Source organism: Kitasatospora sp. NPDC091335, from assembly GCF_044757205.1.
GTDB lineage: Bacteria > Actinomycetota > Actinomycetes > Streptomycetales > Streptomycetaceae > Kitasatospora.
On sequence record NZ_JBIVUM010000011.1, the window covers coordinates 75,213 to 89,197 of the forward strand.

Consider the following 13,985-nt stretch of genomic DNA (forward strand, 5'->3'; position numbering starts at 1 on the left):
GCCCGGCCGGTCAGCGGCCGGGCTCCGGGGGGACGGGCAATGAGGCCCAGATGACCTTGCCGCCCTCCCCCGTGCGTTCGACGTCGCACACCCCGCCGGCCTGCAGGGTGACGCTCTTCACCAGCAGCAGCCCTCGCCCGCCGGTGCTCCCGGTGTCGTTCTCCAGCGCCTTCGGCCGGTACGGGTCCCCGTCCTCGACCGACACCCGCACCCAGGACCGGCCCACCGACAGCTCGGTGACCACCTGGGGCGACAGCTCGGCGGCGTGCGTCACCGCGTTGCTCACCAGCTCCGAGACGATCAGCAGCAGGTCGTCCACCAGCTCCTGGAAGCGCTCCCCGGTCATGCCCTGCTCCAGCAGGCGGTCGCGCACCGCGTGCCGGGTGAGCGGCACCGACGCCTCGGTGGCGGGCACCGGGAAGCGCCACGCGCCCTCGGCCGGGCCTGCGGGGGCCACGGCGTCGCCCGGCCCCCCGCCCCGCCTGCCGCGTCTCGGTTCGGCCTTCGCCGCACCGCTGATCTGCTCCACGTCCAGCCGCCCTTCGTCCGCGACCCGGGAATCAGGCGATCCGCTTCATGGCGCCCTCGGTCCACAGAGGCTAGGAGAGCCGTCGCGACGGCCGTGGCACCGTCGACAAGTTGCCCGTGTCGGACCGGTTCCGGCCGGAACCGACCGCGGGCGGCGCCGGAGTCGACCGGTTCCTTCGCGGACACCACCGCTTGGGGCGGGATTCGAGCGCGTTCCCAGGCCGTACCAACCTGTACGGACGGGGCGCGGCTGCCCCTGCGGGCGCGGTGGTCCCGTCGGCCCCGGACACAGGATGTCCGGTCGCGCGGCCCCGTGGAAGCGCAGGTGAGAAGCACTCGAGAACCCTGGTAATGTTCTCTCTGTCGCCGAGGGGGCGAGCAAAAAACCCCCGAAGCACACACCCGGTCCGGGTGGCGGAATGGCAGACGCGCTAGCTTGAGGTGCTAGTGCCCTTTATCGGGCGTGGGGGTTCAAGTCCCCCCTCGGACACAGCCGAATTCCCCGTGGAAGCCGAAAGGCGACCACGGGGAATTTGCTTTTCCGGGCCGCCCCTTTTCCCCGGGCCGAACCCGGCCGCCATCCCCGGGCACCGCCCCGCGCGGGCACCGCTCCGTCCGGACACTGCCCCGTCCGGACACTGTGCCGTCCGTCTCAACATCGGGCCGAATCCACCCGAATGGCGGACACGAGATGGCAACAATCGGACGGTTTGAGCTTCCCCTGAGGTTTTCGCCCGTTTTCGGACCATAGGCTGCTCTCCGTTTGTCCGAAATACCGACCCAAAATCGCAAAAACACCGACACCACCCGATGAACCACGAGCGAGAGGACCGATACGTTGAGTGAGCCCGAATCGTCGACGGCATCACACCAGAACTACCGGCGATCGCTCGGCACCATCAGCCTGACCGCGGTCGGGCTGGGGTCGATCATCGGTTCCGGCTGGTTGTTCGGTGCCGAGCGGGCCGCCAAGCTCGCCGGCCCCGCCTCGATCCTCGCCTGGGTGATCGGTGCCGCGGTGGCGCTGACCATCGCCCTCACCTACAGCGAGCTGGGCTCGATGTTCCCCAAGGCCGGCGGCATGGTCCGGTACGGCCAGTACTCGCACGGCTCGCTGGCCGGCTACCTGGCCGCCTGGGCCAACTGGATCGCCATCGTCTCGGTCATCCCGGGTGAGGCCACCGCCTCCGTCCAGTACATGAGCTCCTGGCACTTCGGCTGGGCACAGGGGCTGTACGACGGCAAGGAGCTGACCCTCAGCGGCGTGGCGCTCGCCAGTGTGCTGCTGCTCGTCTACTTCGCCCTCAACTGGTTCGCGATCACGCTGTTCGCCAAGACCAACACGGCGATCACCGTCTTCAAGGTCGTCGTCCCGACGCTGACGGCCGGTGCGCTGCTCTTCGCGCACTTCGACACCGCCCACTTCACCGACCACGGCGGCTTCGCGCCGAACGGCTGGAGCGCGGTGTTCACCGCCGTCGCGGTCTCCGGGATCGTCTGGGCCTTCAACGGCTTCCAGTCCCCGCTCAACCTGGCCGGCGAGGCCAGGAACCCCGGCAAGTCGCTGCCGAAGGCCGTCATCGGCTCGATCCTGATCGCCCTGGTGATCTACGTCGCGCTGCAGATCGCGTTCCTCGGCGCCATCCCCGCCGGCGACCTGGCGAACGGCTGGAGCAACCTCTCCTACACCTCGCCGCTGGCCGACCTGGCCATCGCCTGGGGCCTCAACTGGCTGGCGATCACGCTGTACGCGGACGCCTTCATCTCGCCGTCCGGCACCGGCATGATCTACGCCGCCACCACCTCGCGCATGATCCACGGCGTGCAGGAGAACGGCCACCTGCCGAAGATCTTCGGCAGGGTCGACGCCAAGACCGGCATCCCGCGCCCGGCGCTGGTGCTCAACCTGGTCGTCGCCTTCCTGTTCCTCGCGGTCTTCCGCGGCTGGGGCTCGCTGGCCGAGATCGTCTCGGTGGCCACCGTGATCTCGTACGTCACAGGACCGGTCGCCGTGATGGCGCTGCGCCGCCTGGCCCCGGACCTCCCCCGGCCGGTCCGGCTGCGCGCCATGCCGGTGATCGCCCCGGTCGCGATGGTCTTCGGCTCGCTGGTGCTCTACTGGGCCCGCTGGCCGCTCACCGGCAAGGTCATCCTGCTGATGGCCGCCGGTCTGCCGATCTGGGCCTGGTACGAGCTGCGCAAGTCGTTCGCCGAGCTCAAGCCGCACCTGAAGGCGGGCGCCTGGATGGTCGCCTACCTGTTCGTGATGGCCGGGGTCTCCTGGGCGGGCAGTTCCGACTTCGGCGGGCACGGGTACCTGCCGGGGGGCTGGGACCTGCTGATCGTCGCCGCGATCGGGCTCGCGTTCTACCGCTGGGGCGTCGCCAGCGCCTGGGCCAACCCCTCGCTGGCCGCGGTCCGCGAGGAGCTGGAGGCCGAGGCCGCCACGACGGCCTCCGCCACGGAGCCCTCGCGGGTCTGAGCGTCGCGCCGCACTGCATGGTGAAGGGCCGGTCGGAATCCTCCGACCGGCCCTTCGGCGTCCGCGGCGGGCACGAACCTCGCTCCGTTCCCGCCGTGCGTCCATTCTGCCGTGGAGGTCGCCCCCTGGTCACCGTCCCCGGGGATGATCTTCGTCGTGGGCTCCGCGCCTACCGTGGTGGCGGGCGGTCCTCGGCAGGGAGGGCCCGGACGCGAGGAGTGGCTCGGCATGGCGCGAGGAGCGGATCGGCAGGACGGCGGGCCCGGGTCGGCGTTGGCCGAGGAGCTGGTCGGGATGATGGCCGAGGACGGCGCGGCCGCCCTGCTGGCGAACAGCCCCGACCTGGCCGAACAGGCGGCCTGGCGGCGGCTCACCGCCCGGCACGGAGACCGGCTCGCGGAGATCATGGCGGAGCACGGCTGGCCGACCGAGCGCACGCTCGGCGCCGAGGCCGCCCGGGCGGCGTGGCTGGTCGCGCAGCACGCGGACCGGCAGCTCGACGTCCAGCGGCGAGCGGCGGCGCTGCTGGGCGAGGCGGTCGCCCGGGGTGAGGCGAGCGCCCGTGACCTGGCGTTCCTCCGGGACCGGCTGGCGGTCAACGAGGGCCGGGAGCAGCGCTACGGGACGCAGATCGGCGCGGTGGCGGACGGCCGCCCGGTGCCGTGGCCGTGCGAGGACCCGGAGCGGCTGGACGAGCGGCGCGCGGAGGTGGGCATCGAGCCGTTCGACGAGTACACCGCGCGGTTCGCTCCGAAGTAACCGTCAGGTCCGCCGGTCGGGATTGACTCTTGCGCGCGGCCGCCCGCGCCGCATTGACTGACCTTCGACTAGCGCTGCTAGTTAAAGGCGGCTGAGCGGATGAGAGGACGATCGGTGCGGCAGTACGCGGAGTACAGCGACCAGTACATCGACGGCGAATGGCGGCCTTCCGGGGACACCGGGTCGGTACCCGTGCTGAACCCGGCGACCGAGCAGGTGCTGGCCACGGTGCCGGCCGGCGGCCCGGCCGACGTCGACGCCGCGGTGACGGCGGCCCGCCGGGCGGCCCGCGACTGGGGCGCGACCACCCGCGAGGAGCGGCTCGCGCTGCTGACCCGGCTCCGGGACGGGATCGCCGCCGCCCAGGGCGAGATCATCGAGACGGTCGTCGCCGAGCTGGGCGCTCCGGTCGGCTTCGCCGGGGCCGTGCACGCCGGGCTGCCGCTCGCCGTGGCGACCTCCTGCCTGGCCCTGCTCGCCGACCACCCGTTCGAGGAGCGGATCGGCAACTCGGTGGTGCACGCCGAGCCGGCCGGCGTGGTCGCGGCGGTCACACCGTGGAACTACCCGCTGCACCAGATCGTGGCCAAGGCCGTCCCCGCGCTGGCGGCCGGCTGCCCGGTGGTCCTCAAGCCGGCCGAGGACACCCCGCTGGTGGCCCGGCTGTTCGCCCGGCTGGTGCACGAGGCCGGGTTCCCCGCGGGCGTGTTCAACCTGGTGACCGGCACCGGAGCGGTGGCGGGCGCGGCGCTCGTCGGGCACCCGGAGGTGGACGTGGTCTCGTTCACCGGCTCCACCGCCGTCGGGCGGCAGGTCGCCGAGACGGCGGGCCGGGGGCTGAAGCGGGTCTCCCTGGAACTCGGCGGCAAGTCGGCCAACGTGGTGCTGCCGGGCGCCGACCTGGCCCGCGCGGTCAAGGTGAACGTCGCCAACGTCTTCGCCAACTCGGGCCAGACCTGTAGCGCGCTGACCCGGCTGCTGGTGCACGAGGACCAGTACGAGGAGGCGGTCGCCAGGGCCGAGGAGGCGGCCGCCCGGTACCGCCCCGGCGACCCGGCCGACCCGCAGACCCGGATCGGCCCGCTGGTCAACGCCAGGCAGCTGGCCCGGGTGCGCGGCTACATCGACGGCGCGCTGGCCGAGGGCGCCCGGCTGGTCGTCGGCGGCTCGGAGCCGGTCGCCGAGCTGCCCACCGGCTACTACGTCCGCCCGACCGTGCTCGCCGACGTGACCCCGGAGATGACGGTCGCCCAGGAGGAGGTGTTCGGCCCGGTCCTGGCGATCCTCCGCTACCGGGACGAGGACCACGCCGCCGAGCTGGCCAACGGCACCCCGTACGGCCTGTCCGGTGGCGTCTGGGCCCGTGACACCGACACCGCCGCCGCCTTCGCGCGCCGCCTCGACACCGGCCAGGTCGACCTCAACGGCGGCCGCTTCAACCCGCTCGCGCCCTTCGGCGGCTACAAGAGCTCGGGGCTCGGCCGGGAGCTGGGCCGCCACGGGCTGGAGGAGTTCCTCCAGTACAAGTCCCTGCAGTACTAGCGGAATCGGGCCGGGTGAGGGGGCGGCGGGAAGGACCGCCGGCCCGGCACCCGGGGCCGTCGAGCGGAGGTTCGACGGCCCCGGGCGGTCTGTGCGCCGCCGTGCCGGCCGCGGGCGGCGGTGGCCGGGCCCCGGCGGTCCGCGTGCCGCCTGCGTGCGGGCCCCGGCGGCTTCCGGCGGGCCGTCAGACCAGGTCGACGCCCGGGTAGAGCGGGTACGGGGCGAGCAGGTCGGCGGCCCGCTTGGCGGTGGCGTCACGGAGGGCCGCGTCCAGGGAGTAGGCCGCCTTGGAGGGGGCGCCCTTCGCGGTGGTGGCGGGGGTGGTGGCGCGCAGGACGGTGTGGATCAGGTCGGCGATCTCGTCCATCTCGGCGGTGCCGAGGCCGCGGGTGGTGAGGGCCGGGGTGCCGAGACGGACGCCCGAGGTGTACCAGGCGCCGTTCGGGTCCTGCGGGACGGAGTTGCGGTTGGTGACGATGCCCGAGTCGAGCAGCGCCGCCTCGGCCTGGCGGCCGGTCAGGCCGTAGCCGGAGACGTCGGCGAGGACCAGGTGGTTGTCGGTGCCGCCGGTGACCAGCTTGCCGCCGCGGCGCAGCAGTCCCTCGGCGAGCGCCCTGGCGTTGTCGACGACGGCGCGGGCGTAGACCTGGAACTCGGGGCGGCGGGCCTCCGCGAGGGCGACCGCCTTGGCGGCCATGACGTGCGAGAGCGGGCCGCCGAGCACCAGCGGGCAGCCGCGGTCGACGTGCTCGGCCAGCTCGGAACGGCACAGCACCATGCCGCCGCGCGGGCCGCGCAGGGACTTGTGGGTGGTGGTGGTGACGATGTGGGCGTGCGGGACCGGGTCGTGGTCACCGGTGAGCACCTTGCCCGCGACCAGGCCGGCGAAGTGCGCCATGTCGACCATGAGGGTGGCGCCGACCTCGTCCGCGATCTCGCGCATCCGGCGGAAGTCGACGAGCCGCGGGTAGGCGGAGTAGCCGGCCACGATGATCAGCGGGCGGAACTCGCGGGCGGTCTCGCGCAGCGCGTCGTAGTCGATCAGGCCGGTGGCCGGGTCGGTGCCGTAGCTGCGCTGCTCGAACATCTTGCCCGAGATGTTGGGCCGGAAGCCGTGGGTGAGGTGGCCGCCGGTGTCCAGGGACATGCCGAGCATGCGCTGGTTGCCGAGCTCCTGGCGCAGCCGCGCCCAGTCCTGCTCGGTGAGGTCGTTGACGTTGCGCACCGCAGCGCGCTCCAGGGCCGGGCTCTCGACCCGCTGGGAGAGGACGGCCCAGAAGGCGGTGAGGTTGGCGTCGATGCCGGAGTGCGGCTGGACGTAGGCGTGGTCGGCGCCGAACAGCTCGCGGGCGTGCTCGGCGGCGATGCCCTCGACGGTGTCGACGTTGCGGCAGCCCGCGTAGAAGCGGCGTCCGACGGTGCCCTCGGCGTACTTGTCGCTGAGCCAGTTGCCCATGGTGAGCAGGACTGCCGGGGAGGCGTAGTTCTCGCTGGCGATCAGCTTGAGCGAGGCGCGCTGGTCGGTCAGTTCGCGGCCGATGGCGGCGGCGATCCGCGGTTCGACGCCGGCGACCACGTCGAGGGCGCTGCGGAAGGCGGTGTCGGCGGCGACGGAGGCGGCGGTGTGGGGCTGCTGCTGGGCCAAGGCGGTCTCCTGGTGGGGATACGGGGGGCCCAGGCGCTCGGCAACGTGCACGTGAGGATTCACGGGGCCGCTTCCCGATGGTTGATTCCATCCCTGCGCGCCAGTTGCGGCCCACCCGGATCGTACCAACCCGGGACGGACTGTGGCGGAGGTCTCAGAATGCGGAACACCCCGTCCGGTTTGCTCTGGTATGCCCGTTGTTTTGCAACGCCAGTGTTTCAGCGAAATGAAGCCGCCACATTTCCCGAAACGATTCGGCGGGAAATACCCGAACGTCCTCCGCGGGTGATTTGCGGAACCTCGGAAGCATCCGATCCAATGTCGCTCGAACGGCCGCCGGGAAACCCCCGGAGGCCGTACCGGAAATGCACACCAGCGCACCCTCACCCATGGGGCGGCGGAGAATTCGGGGGTTACGCCTCATGGCAGTGGTCGACACGGTCCCAGCACCCGCGGCCGGGCCCGCGCCCGCCGCCCACGGCCTGCTCCGCCGGATCCTGCGGGACCGGGTCGGCGCCACCGCCCTGGCCGTGGTGGTGCTGTTCCTGCTGCTCGCCCTCGGCGCCCCGCTGGTCGCCGCGCTGTACGGGAAGAACCCGGTCGACCACTACGGCCAGGACGTCCCCGGCCTGCTCAGCGACGGCGGCCTGCCGATGCTGCCGAACGGCGGGATCTCCGGCGACTTCTGGTTCGGCCTGGAGCCCGGCCTCGGCCGGGACGTGTTCACCCAGCTGCTGTACGGCATCCGCACCTCGCTGCTGATCGCCTTCGCGTCCGCCGCGGTGACCACCACGCTGGGCGTGCTGGCCGGCGTGGCGGTCGGCTACCTCGGCGGGATCACGGACCGGCTGTTCGGATTCCTCGCCAATGTGCTGCTGGCCTTTCCGACCCTGCTCCTGCTGCTCGCGCTCAGCCCGGTGATCCAGTCCCGGCTGGTCGACCCGGGCACCGCGGAACCGGAGTGGATGCAGTTCCTGGTGCTGATCCTGGTTTTCTCGGCGTTCGGCTGGATTCCGCTCGCACTTTCCCTGCGGGCCACCGTCCGATCGCTCCGGGAAAGGGATTTCGTGCAGTCCGCCCGGGCCCAGGGTGCGAGCCGGTTCCATGTCGTCGTCCACGAACTCCTGCCGAATGTTCGCTCGCAGCTGCTGGTGCACGCCACCATGGCGGTGCCGACCTTCGTCGCCTCCGAGGCCGCGCTGTCCTTCCTCGGCGTCGGCATCACCGAACCCGTCCCCGACTGGGGGCGGATGATCGCGCGCGGCTCCGAGGTCTTCCAGGCCGACCCCACCTACATGGTGTTCCCCGGGGTGGCACTGCTGCTGTTCGTCGTCGCCTTCAACCTGCTCGGCGACGCCGTCCGGGACGCGCTCGACCCGCGCACCGGAGCGCGCTGAGCCCGCTCGGCGCCCGCTGAGCCGACGCGGCCCGCGCACCGGAGCACCGGTGCCTGCCGGGCCCCATCGACCACCCCCTCACATCCGTCAACCCGAGACATCCGTCAACCCGAGCCCGTCCCGGCACGATCCGCCGGGGCAAGGAGAGATTCGCCATGCGCTGGACCAGACCGTCCCTCGCCGTCATCGCCACCGCCCTGCTGGCGACCTCCTGCTCGGCCGGCGCGGGCAGCACCACCGGCTCCGGCACCGCCGGGGCCTCCGCCAAGGAGACCTCCCCGCTGACCGCCGTGCTCGGCAGCGAGCAGGAGAGCGCCGGACCGGCCCCGGCCGTGCCCGGCGCCCGGGCGGGCGGCACCGTGAACGTGTACAACAGCGTCGAGTTCCGCCACCTGGACCCGCAGAAGGTCTACGCGGGCGCCACCTACAACGCCTCGCTGCTCTGGGGCCGCCAGCTGACCCAGTACCAGGTCGTGGACGGCAAGGCCAGGCTGGTCGGCGACCTGGCCACCGACACCGGCACCCCCGCCGACGGCGGACGCACCTGGACGTACCGGCTCAAGCAGGGCGTCGCCTGGGAGGACGGGCAGCCGATCACCTCCCAGGACGTCAAGTACGGCATCGAGCGCACCTTCGGCAAGGGCTACGAGGTCGGCCCGCCGTACTGGCCGCAGTGGCTCACCGGCGAGGCCGGCTACGAGGCGGCGCGCGCCAAGTACGCGGGCCCGCAGGCCGGCGACCTGGACGCGATCGAGACGCCGGACGAGCGCACCATCGTCTTCCACTTCCCGCAGCCGCAGGCCGACGTCCCGTACATGGCCGCGCAGTCCTCCTCCTCGCCGGTGCGCCGGGACAAGGACACCGGGACGGACTACGACCGGCTGCCGTTCGCGACCGGCCCGTACCGGATCGCCGAGCACGTCCAGAACACCCGGATGGTGCTGGAGCGCAATCCGGCCTGGAAGCCCGAGACCGACCCGATCCGCAGCCAGTACCCGGAGAAGTTCGTCTTCACGTACGGCAAGGAGGCGCTCAACCTCAACCAGGAGATCCTCTCCGGCCGGGACGGCGGCGCCAACGCCACCACCGCCTCCGACACCCTCTCCGCCGAGCTGTACCAGACCGCCGACACCGACCCGAAGGCCAGGGAGCTGGTGGTCTCCGGCCGGCAGGGCGCCTTCGTCACCCAGCTGATGATCAACAACGAGCGGGTGCCGGACGTCGAGGTCCGCAGGGCGCTCCACCTGGCCTACCCGCGCCAGCAGGCCCGCCAGGTCCAGGGCGGCGCCAGGACCGGCGAGCTGGCGACCACGCTCAGCTCGCCCGCGCTGATCGACTGGCAGAAGTACGACCTCGACCCGGTCAGGCCCGAGGGCGACCCGGAGGCCGCCAAGGCCGCGCTCGGCAAGGCCAAGCAGGCGCCCGGGAGCCTGACCTACGCGTACCGGAACACCCCGACCGGGCAGCGCGTCGCCCAGGTGCTGGTCGAGGGCTTCGGCAAGGCCGGCATCACCGTCGTGCCCAAGCCGGTCGACCCCAAGGCCTTCCTGGACGAGGTGCACCGCCCCGACTCCCCGTACGACCTGTTCGAGGAGACCAGCTCGGTCGACTGGCCGACCCCGTCCACGCTGATCCCGTTCTCCTTCGACGGCCGGGCCGGCAGCGACATCAACTCCGCCCGCTACCGCAACCCCGCGGTCGACAAGGAGATCGACCGGATCAACCAGATCGGCGAACCGCGCGCCAAGGCCAAGGAGCTGTACGCGCTGGAGCAGACCGTGATGAAGGACCTGCCGGTGCTGCCGTACGCCTACCCGACGGTCAACCAGCTGCGCGGCGGCAACGTCGGCGGGGCGTTCATCCACCCGATCTACGGGACCGTCTCGCTGGCCTGGCTGTACCTGAAGTCCTGAGGCCGGGTGGCCCGCCTCGCCGCACCGGCGGGGCGGGCCGTCCCCGCCTCCCGTCCCCTCCCTCCCCGTCCTCTCCCCGTCCCTTCCCTCCCCCGTCACGTCGACCCCGGATCGGCCATGCTCTCCTTCGTCCTGCGGCGGACCGCCCAGGCCCTCGCGGTCCTGGTCGCGGTCTCCGCCGCCGCCTTCGCCCTCTTCTACGCCGCGCCCGCCGACCCGGCCCGCGCCGCCTGCGGCCCGCGCTGCGACAGCGGGCAGGTCGCGGCGGTGCGCCAGAGCATGGGCCTCGACCAACCGCTGCTCACCCAGTACACCGACTACCTGGCCGGGGTGGTCGCCGGGCGGGACATCGGCGACGTGGACGGCTCGACCATCCACTGCGACGCCCCCTGCCTCGGCTACTCCTACCGGCTGCACCAGCCGGTCAGCGAGGCGCTGGCCGACCACCTGCCGGTCACCCTCTCGCTGACCGCGGGGGCGCTCGCCGTCCTGCTGGTGTTCGGCCTCGGCACCGGGTTCGTCTCCGCGCTGCGGCACGGACGGCGGACCGACCGGCTGCTGTCCGGCTTCACCCTGGTCGGCGCCAGCGTGCAGATCTACTTCCTCGGGTACGTCGCGCAGTGGCTGCTGGTGTACTCCACCGGGCTGCTGCCGCTGCCCTCCTACACCCCGCCGGCCGATGACCCGCTCGCCTGGGCCGGCGGGATGCTGCTCCCCTGGGTCGTCCTCGGCTTCGTCAACTCGGCGGTGTTCGCCCGGCTTTCGCGCTCGCAGCTGCTGGAGACGATGAACGAGGAGTATGTCCGCACGGCTCGCGGCAAGGGCCTCGGGCGGCTGCGCGCCCACCTCAAGTACACCTCGCGCGGCGCCGCCGGGCCGCTGGTGCAGCTGATCGGGCTGGAGGCCGGGGTGCTGCTCGGCGGGGCCGTGATCACCGAGTCGGTGTTCGGGCTGAACGGGGTCGGGCGCTTCGCCGTGGAGGCCGTCGCCGGGCAGGACCTGCCCGCGGTGGTCGGCGCGGTGCTGCTGGCCGCCTGCTTCATGGTGCTGTTCGTCGCGCTGGCCGACCTCGCGGTGGCCTGGCTCGACCCGCGTGTCCGGCTGAGCTGATGGGGAGCCCTTCGATGAATTCCACTGTTCCGGGGACCCTCAAGGCCACCGACGCCGGCGCCGTCCGGCGGGGCACCGAGCCGGTGCTGAGCGTCCGCGACCTCACCGTCACCTTCGCCGACCCGCGCGGCGGCGCTCCGGTGACCGCCGTCCGCGGCCTCTCCTTCGACCTCGCCCCCGGTGAAGTCCTGGGCCTGGTCGGCGAGTCGGGCTCCGGCAAGTCCACCGTCGGACTCGCCGTCCTCGGCCTGCACGACCCGCGCACCACCACCGTGACCGGCTCGATCCGACTGGACGGACAGGAGTTGGCCGGCGCCGAGGAGTCCGCGCTGCGCGGGGTGCGGGGCGGAAAGGCCGCGCTGGTCTTCCAGGACGCGCTCACCTCGCTCAGCCCCTTCCACGGCGTGGGCTCCCAACTCGCCGAGATGTACCGGCTGCACCACCCGGGGGCGGGCCGTGCCGAGGCGGGCCGGCGGGCGGGCGAGATGCTCGACCGGGTCGGCATCCCTGCGGCCAGGACGCGCGACTACCCGCACCAGTTCTCCGGCGGCATGCGCCAGCGGGTGATGATCGCGATGGCCCTGATGAACGACCCTCAGGTGCTGATCGCGGACGAGCCGACCACCGCCCTGGACGCCCGCGTCCAGCGGCAGGTCCTCGACCTGCTCGGCGAGTTGCAGCGCGAGCACGGGACCGCGGTGCTGCTGGTCAGCCACGACCTGGGCGTGGTCGCCGGGACGACGGATCGCACGCTGGTGCTGCGCGGCGGAGTCGGGATCGAGTCCGCGCCGACGGCCGAACTGCTGTCCGCCCCGCGCGAGCCGTACACCCGGGCCCTGGTGGGAGCGGCGCTCCGGCTGGACTCGGCACCCGGCACCGCCCTGCCGACGGTGGACGACCCGTCGCCGTCGCGGACGTTCCGGCCCCGGGCCGTCGACCGTCCCGAGCGGTGGCTGGTCGAGGTGGACGACCTCTCCGTGCACTTCCCCGGGCGCCGGCGCTTCCCCGGCCCGCGCGCCGAGCCGCTCCGGGCGGTCGAGGGCCTCGGCCTGCGGATCGCCCCCGGCGAGACGCTCGGGCTGGTCGGCGAGTCCGGCTCCGGCAAGTCCACCACCGCGCGGGTCCTGGCCGGGCTGCAACAGCCCACCGGCGGACGGGTGCTGTACGACGGGCAGGACGTCACCCGGCCGGACCGGGAACTGCGGAAGCGGCTCAGCCGGGAGATCCAGCTGGTCTTCCAGGACCCGTACGCCTCGCTCAACCCGCGCCGCACCATCGCCAGGACCCTGGACACCCCGCTGCGCCTGCACACCGGGCTGGACCCGGCCGAACGGCGGGAGCGCTCCGCGGAGTTGCTGGAGCAGGTCGGGCTGGAGGCCGGGCACCTGGACCGCTACCCGCACGAGTTCTCCGGCGGGCAGCGCCAGCGGATCGGCATCGCCAGGGCGCTGGCCCCGCAGCCGCGTCTGATCATCGCGGACGAGCCGGTCTCCGCGCTCGACGTGTCGGTGCAGGCCCAGGTGCTCAACCTGCTGATGGAGCTGCGCGAACGGCTCGGCGTCGCCTTCCTGTTCGTCTCGCACGACCTGGCGGTGGTGCGGCACTTCTGCGACCGGGTGGCGGTGATGCACCGGGGCCGGCTGGTCGAGTCCACCGACCGGGACCGGCTGTTCGAGGCGCCGCACACCGATTACACCAGGGAACTGCTGGCGGCGGTCCACTGAGGCACGGGCGGTGCGTCGGGCCCGCCGGACGGACGGTGGTGGCAGGGAACAAGCAGGTCGTTCGCCGTTCGTTCGGCTGCGCCGGTCCGGCTCAAGGCGCTAGCGTGCTGGCGAAGTGACGTAGGAGACCGGGCAAGGAATCACCAGCCGAGGGGGCGCATGTGTCGGACGACCTGCTCATCGCAAAGATCAACCACGGGTTCGATCACCTCGACGCCGACGGCGACGGCCTGCTCACCGAACGGGACCACGTCCTGATGGGCCTGTCGGTGGCCCGCTCGCTCGGCCACCAGGAGGGCTCGGAGGCCGAGGCCCTGATAGTCCGCGCCTACCTGACGGTCTGGCACGACCTGCATCTCGCCCGGCTGCCCGCCGGTACCGAGGCGATCACCCGCGAGCAGTTCCGGTCCTCGACCGGACCGCTCGCCGACGCCCCGGAGGAGGCGCGGGAGATCTACGGCGCGCTCGCCGGAGCCTTCCTCGCCGTCGCCGACGCCGACCGCAGCGGAACGGTGGACGCCGGGGAGTTCTTCGTCTTCCAGCGCGGCCACTTCGCCGGCCTCTCCCGCGACGACGCCGACGAGGCCTTCCGTCACCTCGACACCGACGGCGACGGTGTGCTCTCGGCGGCCGAGTTCACCAGCGCGATCATCGAGTACTGGACCAGCCGCGACCCGGAGGCACCAGGCAACTGGTGGACGGGGAAGCCGCCGTACTCGCTCTGAACCCGTGGGTGCCCGACGGGCCGGGTGAGCCTGACGGGCCGAGCGCGTTTCGTGGTTCGAGTGAGCCTGACGGGCCGAGCGAGCCCGGCCGGCGGAGTGAGCCCGGCCGGCCCGATGCCGTCCCCGCGAGCCGGAAGCGTGGGGACGGCCCGCCCAGGAG

The 13,985-nt window shown here is 72.7% G+C and carries 10 protein-coding genes, 1 tRNA gene and 1 riboswitch; of the genes, 9 read left to right on the top strand and 2 right to left on the bottom strand.

The genetic code is table 11. From position 1 onward, the window contains the following. Positions 1–10: 10 nt before the first annotated feature. Entirely contained in the window at positions 11–520 is a 510-nt protein-coding gene (locus tag ACIQOW_RS23320) for an ATP-binding protein (RefSeq protein ID WP_401088181.1), read from the bottom strand. Positions 521–933: 413 nt separating this feature from the next. Here ACIQOW_RS23320 and ACIQOW_RS23325 point away from each other — a divergent pair. From ACIQOW_RS23325 to ACIQOW_RS23340, 4 genes are all read left to right on the top strand, one after another. Further along, a tRNA-Leu gene (locus ACIQOW_RS23325) sits at positions 934–1,018 on the top strand. A gap of 348 nt (positions 1,019–1,366) precedes the next feature. Continuing rightward, positions 1,367–3,010, top strand: coding sequence for an APC family permease (locus ACIQOW_RS23330; protein WP_401087862.1), 1,644 nt, complete (start codon positions 1,367–1,369; stop codon positions 3,008–3,010). Positions 3,011–3,238: 228 nt separating this feature from the next. Then, the gene (locus tag ACIQOW_RS23335) at positions 3,239–3,769 is read left to right on the top strand and encodes a DUF6624 domain-containing protein (RefSeq protein ID WP_401087864.1); all 531 of its coding nucleotides are present in this window, start codon (positions 3,239–3,241) and stop codon (positions 3,767–3,769) included. Between the two features lie 99 nt (positions 3,770–3,868). Continuing rightward, positions 3,869–5,311, top strand: a complete 1,443-nt coding sequence (locus ACIQOW_RS23340; RefSeq protein ID WP_401087866.1) for an aldehyde dehydrogenase family protein — start codon at positions 3,869–3,871, stop codon at positions 5,309–5,311. Positions 5,312–5,495: 184 nt separating this feature from the next. Here ACIQOW_RS23340 and ACIQOW_RS23345 read toward each other — a convergent pair whose 3' ends face one another. Then, positions 5,496–6,956 carry a glycine hydroxymethyltransferase gene (locus tag ACIQOW_RS23345; protein WP_401087868.1) on the bottom strand — a complete coding sequence of 487 codons (1,461 nt, stop codon included), beginning with the start codon at positions 6,954–6,956 and terminating at the stop codon, positions 5,496–5,498. 20 nt (positions 6,957–6,976) lie between these two features. Next, positions 6,977–7,074: riboswitch (ZMP/ZTP riboswitch) on the bottom strand. 304 nt (positions 7,075–7,378) lie between these two features. On the opposite strand from ACIQOW_RS23345, the gene ACIQOW_RS23350 reads away from it, so the two are divergent. From ACIQOW_RS23350 to ACIQOW_RS23370, 5 genes are all read left to right on the top strand, one after another. Then, the gene (locus tag ACIQOW_RS23350) at positions 7,379–8,353 is read left to right on the top strand and encodes an ABC transporter permease (RefSeq protein ID WP_401087870.1); all 975 of its coding nucleotides are present in this window, start codon (positions 7,379–7,381) and stop codon (positions 8,351–8,353) included. A 155-nt stretch (positions 8,354–8,508) separates the two neighbouring features. Next, positions 8,509–10,266, top strand: coding sequence for an ABC transporter substrate-binding protein (locus ACIQOW_RS23355; protein ID WP_401087872.1), 1,758 nt, complete (start codon positions 8,509–8,511; stop codon positions 10,264–10,266). Between the two features lie 117 nt (positions 10,267–10,383). After that, a complete protein-coding gene (locus ACIQOW_RS23360) occupies positions 10,384–11,376 on the top strand; it encodes an ABC transporter permease (RefSeq protein ID WP_401087873.1) in 993 nt (330 codons plus the stop codon). Between the two features lie 14 nt (positions 11,377–11,390). Continuing rightward, positions 11,391–13,100, top strand: a complete 1,710-nt coding sequence (locus ACIQOW_RS23365) for a dipeptide ABC transporter ATP-binding protein (RefSeq protein WP_401087874.1) — start codon at positions 11,391–11,393, stop codon at positions 13,098–13,100. 161 nt (positions 13,101–13,261) lie between these two features. Then, on the top strand, positions 13,262–13,825 hold the full coding sequence (locus ACIQOW_RS23370; RefSeq protein WP_401087876.1) for an EF-hand domain-containing protein: 564 nt from the start codon (positions 13,262–13,264) through the stop codon (positions 13,823–13,825). Positions 13,826–13,985 lie beyond the last annotated feature (160 nt).

Coding starts and splice junctions, on each gene's coding strand:
- ACIQOW_RS23335 (WP_401087864.1), top strand. CDS start 3,239: ATGGCGCGAGGAGCGGATCGGCAGGACGGCGGGCCCGGGTCGGCGTTG.
- ACIQOW_RS23340 (WP_401087866.1), top strand. CDS start 3,869: ATGAGAGGACGATCGGTGCGGCAGTACGCGGAGTACAGCGACCAGTAC.
- ACIQOW_RS23350 (WP_401087870.1), top strand. CDS start 7,379: ATGGCAGTGGTCGACACGGTCCCAGCACCCGCGGCCGGGCCCGCGCCC.
- ACIQOW_RS23355 (WP_401087872.1), top strand. CDS start 8,509: ATGCGCTGGACCAGACCGTCCCTCGCCGTCATCGCCACCGCCCTGCTG.
- ACIQOW_RS23360 (WP_401087873.1), top strand. CDS start 10,384: ATGCTCTCCTTCGTCCTGCGGCGGACCGCCCAGGCCCTCGCGGTCCTG.
- ACIQOW_RS23365 (WP_401087874.1), top strand. CDS start 11,391: ATGAATTCCACTGTTCCGGGGACCCTCAAGGCCACCGACGCCGGCGCC.